The following is an 11,436-nucleotide window of genomic DNA, read 5'->3' as shown; positions in this document are numbered from 1 at the left end:
CACGGGATTCGCTGCACGAGGCGACGCCGTGTTTCGTTCGACCAGCGTCGTGCAGCTTTCCGACCCAAGAATGTTGCTGGTGAGTATGGCCAACTCCGACTGGATTTCAAAACGTCCGCTGCTCCCGATTGCTACAGGAGGACCGGCTTGGACAGGTGCGGCGCCCGCTCAGGCGAGGTGCGCCGCGCCCAGCCCGGTGAACTCGATGGACCACGGCCCGCTGCAGACGTGGCCCGTGGTCCATGGCGAGACTGTACCCGTCTAGCCATAGTCGGTGGTCAGGCGCAGTGTCAGACACCCGCTCGGCGCCAGCCGTCGGCGGCGCGGGCCGCGTGGATCAGCGCGTCGCACAACTGGCGCAGTTCGGTGGCCTCGGCGCCTTCCTCGAGGGCGGTGGCGACATCCTCTGCGGCGCACCGCACCTGGTAGACGCGGTCGGAGAGGTCGGCCGCGTCGTCGGCCGACAGCACCACCGCGTCGTCGGGCACCGCCGCAGCGCCGTGCCGGTTCAACGCGGCACGTTGCTCGTAGGCCCGCTGCCGGCACGACTGCCGGCAGTACTGGCGGCGGCGGCCCATCCCCACGTCGGCGACGTCTCGACCGCACCAGCGGCAGGGCTGCGGGTGGGTACGGCGACTCACGCCTGCCGACTTTAGTCGGGGATCTCCTGCGATCCCGGTATCATTGAAGGTCGCGTCGCGTACGCCGGCTGTACGCCGGGAACTGCGCAGATCGCCACAGCGTTGCTAATCGAGAGAGAATTGCACCACAGGGGGCCGCAGGGCTCCGAAACGACTTAAAGGAGTAGCACCCATGGCTGATCGCGTACTGAGAGGCAGTCGCCTCGGAGCCGTGAGCTACGAGACCGACCGCAACCATGACCTGGCGCCGCGCCAGCTCGCGAAGTACCGCACCGAGAACGGCGAGGAGTTCGAGGTCCCCTTCGCCGACGACGCCGAAATCCCCGGCACCTGGCTGTGCCGCAACGGGCTGGAAGGCACCCTGATCGAGGGCGACCTGCCCGAGCCCAAGAAGGTGAAGCCGCCGCGCACGCACTGGGACATGCTGCTGGAGCGCCGCTCGGTCGAAGAACTCGAAGAGCTGCTCAAGGAGCGCCTCGAGATCATCAAGACCCGTCGACGGGGCTGACCGCGCGGTTTAGCTGCGGTTGTCCGCCCTGGTGGCCCGCGCGCCCGACCGGCGGCCCTGAATGCCCCATCGGGTCACTTTGACCAGGGCTTCGCGGATGTTGGATCCGCTCATCTTGGACACGCCGAGCTCGCGTTCGGTGAACGTGATGGGCGCCTCGACGATGGTGAACCCGTTGCAGATGGTCCGCCACGTCAGGTCGATCTGGAAGCAGTAGCCCTTGGAGTCGACGCCGTCGAGGTCGATCGCCTCGAGGACCTCGCGCCGGTAGGCGCGGTAGCCGGCGGTGATGTCGTGCACCCCGATGCCCAGCGCCAGCCGCGCGTAGGTGTTGGCGGTCCAGGACAGCGCCCACCGCCGCCAGGGCCAGTTGCGCACCGTCCCGCCGTCGACGTAGCGCGAGCCGATGGCCAGATCGGCGCCGCCGTCGACCGCGTCCAGCAGGCGGTGCAGCTGTTCGGGGGCGTGGCTGCCGTCGGCATCCATTTCGACGAGCACCGAGTAGTCACGGCTCAGTCCCCAGGCGAAGCCCGCCAGGTACGCCGCGCCCAGGCCGTCCTTGGCGGTGCGGTGCATGACGTGCGTGCGACCGGCGTCGGCCGCGGCCAGTTCCTCGGCCAGCTGGCCGGTGCCGTCGGGGCTGCTGTCGTCCACGATGAGCAGGTGCACGTGCGGGCACGCGTCCTTGAGCCGCCGGTGGATCACCGGCAGGTTCTCCAGCTCGTTGTAGGTCGGGATGATCACCAAGACGCGCTGGCTGGGACGATTGCCCGGGGCGTGGGGCGCCGGCTGGCCGGTGGTCATGTAGCTCCTCTGTGTCGCCCGAATTGAAAGCAAGTCGGCCGTCCCCGGGTGGGACGGAGTGTCGTCACCCGCCGTTGTCTGCCGGCGTGCGATCCCCGCCCTCGTCGGGCGCGGTGTCTGAGTCGTGCTCGTCGGGCGGGGATGTGCCCGGGGTCGCACCGGCCGTTTTGGAAGGACGTGCCGATCGACCCGAGGACCTGGTCCTGAGACGACTCGGACGCGGGAACCATCCATTGTGCCGTATCCCTGCCAAAATGACCGCCCCGGCCGCTGCCGCCATGATCCACTGCAACAGCGGCGCCCAGCGGGTTGCCGGCGTCAACTTGGTCTTGAGGCGCACCGGCATGTCCAGGTAGGCGGGCTGGAAGAAGTCGGTACGCGCCAACTCGCCGCCGTCGGGGGCGATCACGGCGCTGATCCCCGTCGTGCCCGCGACCACCACGTATCGGTCGTGTTCGACGGCCCTGACCTTGGCGAACGCCAGCTGCTGTTCGCTCATCGTCTTGTTGAAGGTGGCGTTGTTGGCCGGCACCGTCAGCAGCTGGGCGCCGCCCAGGACCGCGTGCCGCGGGACGCGGTCGAAGATCACTTCCCAGCACGTCGCGACCCCGACGGGGACCCCCGCCATGTGCACGACGTCACTGCCCGGCCGGGGCACCATGCTCCCGGCGCGGCCGGCGTACCCGGACAGATGCTTGAACAGCCAGGGCATCGGCAGGTACTCGCCGAACGGCTGGACGATTTCCTTGTCGTGGCGTTCGGCCGGGCCGGTGGCCGGGTTCCACACGATCATCGTGTTCGTGTAGTGCGGATCCTCCGGGGGGCGTCCGGGGACTTCGAGCACGCTGCCGATCAGGATCGGGGCGCCGATCGCGGCCGCGGCCTGCGATATCTCCAGCGCGGCGTCCGGGTTCACCAGCGGGTCGATGTCGGATGAGTCCTCCGGCCAGATCACGAATTGCGGTTGCGGCGCGGCCCCGGCGCGCACGTCGTCGGCCAGCGCCAGCGTCTCGCGGACATGGTTGTCCAGCACCGCCCGTCGCTGCTCGTTGAACTCGAAACCCAGCCGCGGCACATTGCCTTGCACCGCGGCGACGGTCACGGACGGCTCGCCTCCCGAGCCGGTGCCGGCGTGCCGCACCTGCGGCCAGACCATGGCCGACGCGAACAGCACCAGGCAGATGCAGACGCCGGGCAGCACCACCGCGGGCGGCGGCGGCTCGGTTTCCGCTCCCTCGGCCGCGCCGCGCACCGGGTGGCCCGCGCGCCACCACTTCACGATCTCCCGCGCGATGGCGGTCGCGCTGAAACCCACCAGCATGATGGCCATGGACAGCAGCGCGACGCCGCCGAGCTGAACCAGCGGCAGGAACGGTCCGTGCGTCTGGCCGAACGCCACGGAGCCCCAGGGGAAGCCGCCGAACGGGAAGACCGACTTCAGCCATTCCTGTGCGGCCCACAGCAGCGCGAACCAGATGGGCCAGGCGGGCAGCCGGCGCACGACGACGGCGCACAGACCGAAGGCGGCGGGAAACAGCGCCGACACGGCCGACAGGGCGACCCACGGCACGGAACCGACCAGGAGCCCGACCCACGGCAACAGCGGCAGGTAGAAGGCCAGGCCGAACAGGAACGCGTAGCCCAGCCCGCCCGCCGGCGTCGTCGCGGGATCGGTCAGCACCCACGCCAGCAGCGCCGCGGCAATCACGGCAGCCCACCACCAGTTCAGAGTCGGGAAGCTGGCGCACAGCAGCAGGCCGCCCACCACGGCGCAGATCAGCCGGGTCAGCCGGGGCAGCAGTGCGGCCTGGGCGGCGGGCAGCCTCGCGATCACCGCGGTCACCAGCCCGGTCGCCGCCCGGCGGGCCACGGTCCCCAGTCGGTCGGTCAGCCGCGCGCGCTCGCGGGGCCGTTTCGGGTGCGCGTCGGCGGGCTCGTCGTCGCGCTCGGATTCGGCGTCGTCGCTGATCGGGTCGGGCCGTTCCTCCACCGGGTCGGCGGCGGCGGTTTGGTCCGGTTCGTCTTGGTCCGGGGGCTCCTCACCGCCCGACCAGTGCCTAGCCATGGATGACAGCGCCCCGATGCACGGTTCGCCGGCACCGCGGCAGGGCGTCGTCCGGGCCCAGGCGCGGCAACGCGGGCACGCGGGACCGCGGGTCGGTCGACCACCGCTGCACGGTGTCGCGCGGGGCGTGCACCTCCAGCGCCCCGGCATCCCAGATGGCGTACGACGCCGGCGCACCCGGCGTCAGGGTGCCCGCCTTGCCGTCGCGGTCACCGGCCCCGCGCCAGCCACCGCGGGTGGCCGCAGCAAACGCGGCCCGCGCCGAGACGGCGCTGCCCGCGGTGCGATGGTTGACGGCCGCGCGCACGCTCATCCACGGGTCGAAAGCCGTCACCGGGGCGTCGGAACCTAGCGCGAGGGGCACGCCTTGGGATGCTAACAGCGCAAACGGGTTGAGCCGACTGCCCCGCTCGGCGCCGAGCCGGCGCGCGTACATGCCGTCGGCGCCGCCCCAAAGGGCGTCGAAATTGGGCTGCACGCTGGCGACGACGCCCCAGTGACCCAGTTTGGTGGCCTGCTCGGCGTCGATCATCTCGACGTGCTCGAGGCGGTGCCCGCAACGCGCGACGGCGACCGGCCCGAGGTCCGCGGCGACCCGCTCGAAGGCGTCCACGACGGTGGCGACGGCGGCGTCCCCGATGACGTGGAACCCGGCGGTGATCTCGGCCTCGGTGCACGCCCGCACGTGGGCCTCCACGGCGTCGGCGTCCAGATAGCAGGTGCCCGCGCGGTCCGGCGCGTCGGCGTAGGGCTCGTGCAACCAGGCGGTGCGCGACCCGATCGCGCCGTCGACGAACAGGTCACCGGCCAGGCCGCGCGCCCCGGTCGCGGCCATCAGCTCGCGGGCCTGCGCCGGGGTGCGCACCGCCTCGCCCCAGTAGCCGATCACCTCGACACCGTGCTCGAGAGACCGCAGCTGCAACCAGTCGTCGATCCCGCCGATCTGGGGACCGGCGCACTCGTGCACCGCGACGATGCCAGCCGCCGCGGCGGCCTCGAGCGCCGCGGCGCGGGCATCGGCGAGCTGCTCGGGGGTCAGCAGGGCGCGGGCGGCGGCGCGCACCAGATGGTGCGCGTCGCCGGCAAGGGGCCGCTGCTCACTGAAGCCGGGCGCCGAAGGAAGTTCCGCGACGAGGCGTCGCAGGCCCGTCGAGGCCGCCGCGGAGTGCACGTCCACGCGTGCCAGGTAGGCGGGTCGGTCGCCGAGAACGGCGTCGAGGTCGCTGGTGCCGGGCGGGGTGTTGTCCGGCCACGAGGTTTCATCCCACCCGTGCCCCCATACCGGTTGGCCGGGGTGGGCGGCGGCGTAGTCGGCGACCATCTGAATGCATTGCGCGCGCGAGCCGGCCCGGCGCAGGTCCAGCCCGCTCAGTGTCAGGCCGGTCGCAGTCAGGTGAATGTGGCTGTCGACGAATCCCGGCGCCACGAAACCGCCGTCGACGTCTTCGACGTCGGCATCGGGAAACATGCTGCGCCCCACCTCGTCGCTGCCCAGCCAGGCGATGACGCCGCCGCGGACCGCCATCGCGGTCGCGTCGGGGTGCGAGGGGCTGTGCACCCGGCCGTTGACGAGCAGAGTCACCGGGCTATTGAGACCATCGGTCACGTGCCCTGACGATGCAGGCCGCGAAACGGCCTGAGGAGGAAGGGGACCATCGGTCACGTGCCGTGACGATGCAGGCCGCGAAACGGCCTGAGGAGGAAGGGGACCATCGGTCACGTGCCGTGACGATGCAGGCCGTGAAACGGCCTGAGGAGGAAGGGGACCATCGGTCACGTGCCGTGACGATGCAGGCCGTGAAACGGCCTGAGGAGGAAGGGGACCATCAGCCACAGCCCAAAGCTACGTGCAAAGGCAACTGTGGTCGGCCCCGCCGGCTCAGCGCCCGTCGAAGCGCTGGGTTCGCACCGGTTCGACGTCCTTGACGTCGATGACCTCGCCGTCGATGTAGTCGCCCTGGCCGCGGACGTCATCCGGGTAAGGACCGGCCGGATAGGGATCGGCGCGGAAGGTGGTGGCGTAACTGATTCCGGGCACCCGGCGCCGCAGCGTGCGCACCGCCATGGCGCCCAGCCCGGGGCCGGCGGCCGACCGCACCGGCGGAATGAGCAGCAACAGGCCCAGCGCCGTGCTGACTAGCCCGGGCATGAGGACGAGCAGCGCGGCCAAACTGACCACCGCGCCGTCGCCGGCCGCGTCGCGTGAGCCGGCCGGCCCGGAGCGCAGTCTCCCGATTCGACGGATGAGGTGGGACCCTGCCATCGGAGCGACGATGCCCCACCCGAGCAGGAACGTCGCCAACAGCATCAGCAGGGTCCAACCCCATCCGATCGTCGACACCAGCGCGAAGATCACCGCCAGTTCGACGACGGCATAGACGAGCAACAGCCGCGACACCATGTCAGGCCAACGTCCGCGGACCGCGTTGGAGTTCCCGTGGTGCTCGTCCTCGCGATTGCAGTTAGATGACGCTATGACGACGATTCAGATCGATACCCCCGACGGACCGATCGATGCGTTATTGAGCACGCCGTCGGGACAGGGCCCGTGGCCGGGCGTGGTGGTGATCCACGATGCGTTCGGTTACGGCCGGGACAAGCAGTCGGCCAACGACCGCATCGCCCGGGCGGGATATCTGGCTCTCACCCCGAACATGTATGCCCGCGGTGGCCGGATCCGTTGCATCTCGCGGGTCATGAAGGAATTGCAGACGCAGCGCGGCCGGGCCCTCACCGACATCCTGGCCGCGCGCGATCACCTGAAAGCCATGCCGGAATGTTCCGGTCAGGTGGGCATCGCCGGTTTCTGCATGGGCGGCCAGTTCGCACTTGTCATGTCGCCCAAGGGTTTTGGTGCCGCCGCGCCCTTCTACAGCACTCCCCTGCCCCGCAACCTCGACAAGACGCTCGATGGGGCGTGCCCGATCGTGGCCAGCTTGGGCGGTCGTGACCCATTGGGACGGGGCGCGCCCGAGAAGCTGCGCAAGACGATCGCCGACAAGAACATCACCGCCGATGTGAAGGTCTACCCCGGCGCCGGGCACAGCTTCGCCAACGAACTTCCCGCCCAGGGTCTGCTTCGTATCACCGGCTTCGGCTACAACGAGGACGCCACCGAGGACGCCTGGCGCCGCGTGTTCGCGTTCTTCGGCGAACACCTGGCGGCCGGCGCGACGGCCTAGCGTTCACGCCACTTTCAGCTCGAGCCCCACATTGTTTTCCATGCCGCCGCGCAACTTGCTGAAGAAGTTGAACACCTTGCCCACGATGCCGTAGCGCTTGCCGATCGCGTCGTAGACCGCGGCGGTGTGCGACTTGTCGAGGATGACGGCGGTCCCCTCGACGGCCTCACTGGTGGGGCGGCCGTTCATCGTGCAGGTGGCCAGCGTGACACGCGGGGTGTTGCGGATGCGCTTGACCTTCCACGACTGTTCCTGGGTGATGACCAGGAGCCGGCCTTGATCGGCGGCGGCCCAGATCGGCGTCGGCTTGGGCCTGCCGTCCTTGGTGAACGTGGTCAACAGGATGTATTGCGCCTTGGCGAGATCGGCGAACGTCGGTGTCACGGTGCCAACCTACCGCTCGTGGCAATTCGACGTTGACATCCTTGCCGCCGACGACAACTTTCACCAGCACTGCGACCTCGGCCGTGCCGGCCTCCCCGAAGGGGTCGCCGCCATCACCGCCTACCGGATGGCGGATCGGATTGCATCTGACGGCTCCGCCGGCTCGTGCCCAGCGTGCCGCCAGCCGCACATTGAGTGCCGGGTGTGCGGCCCGCCGCATACTCGCGGGAGGGGTCAGCCCTCCAGGTCGCCCTCGGTTTCCAGTAGCGCCCGGCGCAGCCCGTCGAGGGTTTCCGGCTGCGGCTGCGCCCACATGCCGCGCCCGGCCGCCTCCAGCAGCCGTTCGGCCATGCCGTGTAGCGCCCAGGGATTCGACTCGGCCATGAACTTCCGGTTCTCCGGGTCCAAAACGTAACGCTCGGTGAGCTGTTCGTACATCCAGTCGGCCATCACCTGAGCGGTCGCGTCGTAGCCGAACAGGTAGTCCACGGTCGCCGCCATCTCGAACGCGCCCTTGTATCCGTGGCGGCGCATCGCCGCCATCCAGCGCGGATTGATCACCCGGGCCCGGAACACGCGCGTGGTCTCCTCCGACAGGGTGCGGGTGCGGATCGCGTCGGGCCGGGTGTTGTCGCCGATGTAGGCCGCGGGCGCTTGGCCGGTCAGCGCCCGCACGGTCGCCACCATGCCGCCGTGGTACTGGAAGTAGTCGTCGGAGTCGGCGATGTCATGTTCCCGGGTGTCGGTGTTCTTGGCGGCCACTGCAATACGCCGATATTGCCGGTTCATGTCGTCGACTGCCTCGCGGCCGTCCAGGTCGCGCCCGTAGGCGAACCCGCCCCAGGCGGTGTAGACCGCGGCGAGGTCGGCGTCGTCACGCCAGTTGCGGCTGTCGATGAGCTGCAGCAGCCCGGCGCCGTAGGTGCCCGGCTTCGATCCGAAAATCCTTGTGGTCGAGCGGCGTTGATCGCCGTGCTGAGCCAGATCTGCCTCGGCGTGGGCCCGCACGAAGTTGTCGTCGGCCGGTTCGTCGAGCCCGGCGACCAGCCGCACGGCGTCGTCGAGCATCGTCACCACGTGCGGGAAGGCGTCCCGGAAGAAGCCGGAGATCCGAACCGTCACGTCGATGCGGGGGCGCCCGAGCTCGGTCAGGGGAATCGGGGCGAGGTCGACGACACGGCGTGACGCGTCATCCCACACGGGCCGAACGCCCAGCAGGGCAAGCACTTCGGCGATGTCGTCGCCGGCCGTGCGCATCGCCGAGGTCCCCCAGACCGACAGTCCCACCGATCGCGGCCACCGGCCGTGGTCGTCGCGGTAGCGGGCGAGCAGCGAATCCGCCAGCGCCACACCGGCTTCCCAGGCCAGTCGGGAGGGCACGGCCTTGGGGTCGACGGAGTAAAAGTTGCGCCCGGTGGGCAGCACGTTGACCAGGCCACGTAGCGGGGAGCCCGAGGGGCCGGCCGGGATGAATCGTCCGTCCAGGGCGCGCAGCACCTGCTCGATTTCGGCGGAGCTGCCGGCCAGCCGGGGCACCACTTCGGTGGCGGCGAACCGGAGGACCCGTGCCACCTCTGGGTTGTCGCTGAGCCGTTCGGCCGCATCGGGATCCCAGCCGGAGGCCTGCAGCGCCGCGACCAACTCCCGCGCCACCGTCTCGGTCGCGTCCACCCTGGTTCGTTCGTCGGTGCCGTCCTCGGCCAGACCCAACGCCTGGCGCAGGCCGGGAATGGCGTGCTCGCCGCCGAAGAGCTGACGGGCACGCAGGATCGCCAGCACGAGGTCCAGTTCGGGCTCCCCCGTGGGCTTTTGGCCCAGGATGTGCAGGCCGTCGCGGATCTGGACATCCTTGATCTCGCACAGCCAGCCGTCGACGTGCAACAGCATGTCGTCGAACGAGTCCTCGGCGGGACGTTCGGTGAGCCCGAGATCGTGGTCCATCTTCGCGGCCCGGATGAGGGTCCAGATCTGCTGGCGGATCGCGGGCAGCTTGCCGGGATCCAGCGCGGCGACGTTGGCGTGCTCGTCAAGCAGCTGTTCCAAACGGGCTATGTCGCCGTAGGTTTCGGCGCGCGCCATCGGCGGGATGAGGTGGTCGATGAGCACCGCGTGCGCGCGCCGCTTGGCCTGGGTGCCCTCGCCGGGGTCATTGACCAGGAAGGGGTAGATCAGCGGCAGGTTGCCCAGCGCGGCATCGGGCGCGCAGCCCGCCGACATGCCCAGGGTTTTGCCCGGCAGCCATTCCAGGTTGCCGTGTTTGCCCAGATGCACCACGGCGTGCGCCCCGAACCCGGTGTCCAGCCAGCGGTAGGCGGCCAGGTAGTGGTGGCTGGGCGGCAGGTCGGGATCGTGGTAGATGGCGACCGGGTTCTCGCCGAAGCCGCGGGGCGGCTGCACCATCAGCACCACGTTGTCCGATTGGATTGCGGCGATGACGATTTCACCGTCGGGATCGTTACTGCGGTCGACGAACAGCTCCCCCGGTGGCGGTCCCCAATGCTGGACGACGGCGTCGGTGAATTCGGCGGGCAGGGTCGCGAACCAGGCGCGGTAGTCCGTGGCGGACACGCGGATCGGGTTGCCGGCCAATTGGCCTTCGGTGAGCCAGTCGGGGTCTTGGCCGCCGCGTTCGATCAGCGCGTGAATCAGGGCGTCGCCGTCGTTCGCCTCGACGCCGGGCAGGTCACCGACGTGGTACCCGCGGTCGCGCATCGCCCGCAGCAGCGCGACGGCGCTCGCGGGCGTGTCCAGGCCCACCGCGTTGCCGATGCGGGCGTGCTTGGTGGGGTAGGCCGAGAACACCAGGGCGACCCGTTTGTGGGGCGGGGCGACGTGGCGCAGCTGCGCGTGCCGCACCGCCAGCCCGGCGACCCGGGCGCAGCGTTCCGCGTCCGCGACATAGGAGATCAGGCCGTCCTCGTCGATCTCTTTGAAGGAGAACGGGACCGTGATGATGCGGCCGTCGAACTCGGGTACGGCCACCTGACTGGCCACGTCGAGCGGGCTCAGGCCGTCGTCGTTTTCGCACCACTGGGCGCGCGGGCTGGTCAGGCACAGCCCCTGCAGGATCGGAATATCCAGCGCGGCAAGGTGTTCGACGTTCCAGCTGTCGTCATCGCCGCCCGCGGACGCGGTGGCCGGTTTGAGTCCCCCGGCGGCCAGGACGGTCACGACCATCGCGTCGGCGGCGCTGAGCCGTTGCAGCAGTTCGGGTTCGGCGGTGCGCAGCGATGCGCAGTAGACGGGCAGCGGCCGTGCGCCGGCGTCCTCGATGGCCCCACATAGCGATTCGACGTAGCCGGTGTTGCCGGCCAGGTGCTGAGCGCGGTAGTACAGCACGGCGATCGTCGGCCCATCGACATCCTTGGCATTCGGCCGCGCCAGCTCGCCCCACGTCGGCGTCACGACCGGCGGGGTGAACCCGAACCCGGTCATCAGCACGGTGTCCGAGAGGAAGGCGTGCAGCTGGCGCAGGTTGTCCACGCCGCCGTGGGCCAGGTAGATGTGCGCCTGGACCGCGATGCCGGCCGCCAGCGTGGACAAGCCGGTCAGCTCGGCGTCGGCGGCCTGCTCGCCGCTGACCAGCACCGTGGGCACGCCGCTGGCGATCACCGTGTCGATCCCGCCCTGCCAGGCCCGGTAGCCGCCGAGGATCCGGACCACCACGATGGCGACGCCGGCCAGCAGGTCGGGCAGGTCGTCCTCCGAGAGCCGCGAGGGGTTGGCCCACCGGTAGTTTTTCCCGCTGGAACGGGCGCTGATCAGGTCCGTGTCGGATGTCGACAGCAGCAGGATGGTCGGTTCAGCCACCCGTCATTCGTACCGCAGCGGCTTCGGACGGCCGAATCGGCA

General features: G+C 70.1%; 7 protein-coding genes and 1 pseudogene. 2 read left to right on the top strand and 6 right to left on the bottom strand.

What is annotated here, in order from left to right; all coding sequences use genetic code 11:
• Positions 1-290: 290 nt before the first annotated feature.
• Positions 291-641 carry a hypothetical protein gene (locus tag P6281_RS11815; RefSeq protein WP_324738899.1) on the bottom strand — a complete coding sequence of 117 codons (351 nt, stop codon included), beginning with the start codon at positions 639-641 and terminating at the stop codon, positions 291-293.
• A gap of 172 nt (positions 642-813) precedes the next feature.
• On the opposite strand from P6281_RS11815, the gene P6281_RS11810 reads away from it, so the two are divergent.
• On the top strand, positions 814-1,149 hold the full coding sequence (locus P6281_RS11810; protein ID WP_007770897.1) for an RNA polymerase-binding protein RbpA: 336 nt from the start codon (positions 814-816) through the stop codon (positions 1,147-1,149).
• Between the two features lie 9 nt (positions 1,150-1,158).
• Here P6281_RS11810 and lnt read toward each other — a convergent pair.
• The 3 genes and pseudogenes from lnt to P6281_RS11795 form a co-directional block, all read right to left on the bottom strand.
• Positions 1,159-4,018: pseudogene (lnt, locus tag P6281_RS11805) on the bottom strand (apolipoprotein N-acyltransferase).
• Complete coding sequence (locus tag P6281_RS11800; protein ID WP_085976846.1) at positions 4,011-5,543, bottom strand: amidohydrolase; 1,533 nt, start codon at positions 5,541-5,543, stop codon at positions 4,011-4,013. The pseudogene lnt and the gene P6281_RS11800 overlap by 8 nt, the downstream one beginning before the upstream one ends.
• Positions 5,544-5,897: 354 nt before the next feature.
• Complete coding sequence (locus tag P6281_RS11795; RefSeq protein WP_008256375.1) at positions 5,898-6,419, bottom strand: FxsA family protein; 522 nt, start codon at positions 6,417-6,419, stop codon at positions 5,898-5,900.
• Between the two features lie 73 nt (positions 6,420-6,492).
• On the opposite strand from P6281_RS11795, the gene P6281_RS11790 reads away from it, so the two are divergent.
• On the top strand, positions 6,493-7,200 hold the full coding sequence (locus tag P6281_RS11790; protein WP_008256373.1) for a dienelactone hydrolase family protein: 708 nt from the start codon (positions 6,493-6,495) through the stop codon (positions 7,198-7,200).
• A 3-nt stretch (positions 7,201-7,203) separates the two neighbouring features.
• Here the strand turns inward: P6281_RS11790 and P6281_RS11785 are convergent, their stop codons facing one another.
• Both P6281_RS11785 and cobN read right to left on the bottom strand, forming a co-directional pair.
• On the bottom strand, positions 7,204-7,584 hold the full coding sequence (locus tag P6281_RS11785) for a PPOX class F420-dependent oxidoreductase (protein WP_008256371.1): 381 nt from the start codon (positions 7,582-7,584) through the stop codon (positions 7,204-7,206).
• Positions 7,585-7,818: 234 nt separating this feature from the next.
• Entirely contained in the window at positions 7,819-11,394 is a 3,576-nt protein-coding gene (gene cobN / locus P6281_RS11780; protein WP_014941855.1) for a cobaltochelatase subunit CobN, read from the bottom strand.
• Between the last annotated feature and the right edge of the window lie 42 nt (positions 11,395-11,436).

This window comes from Mycobacterium sp. 5-140-3-2 (assembly GCF_035666375.1).
In the GTDB taxonomy this organism is placed as follows: Bacteria; Actinomycetota; Actinomycetes; order Mycobacteriales; family Mycobacteriaceae; genus Mycobacterium; species Mycobacterium intracellulare.
The sequence above is the reverse complement of the archived record's forward strand: the minus strand, read 5'-3'. Positions and strand labels throughout refer to the sequence as shown.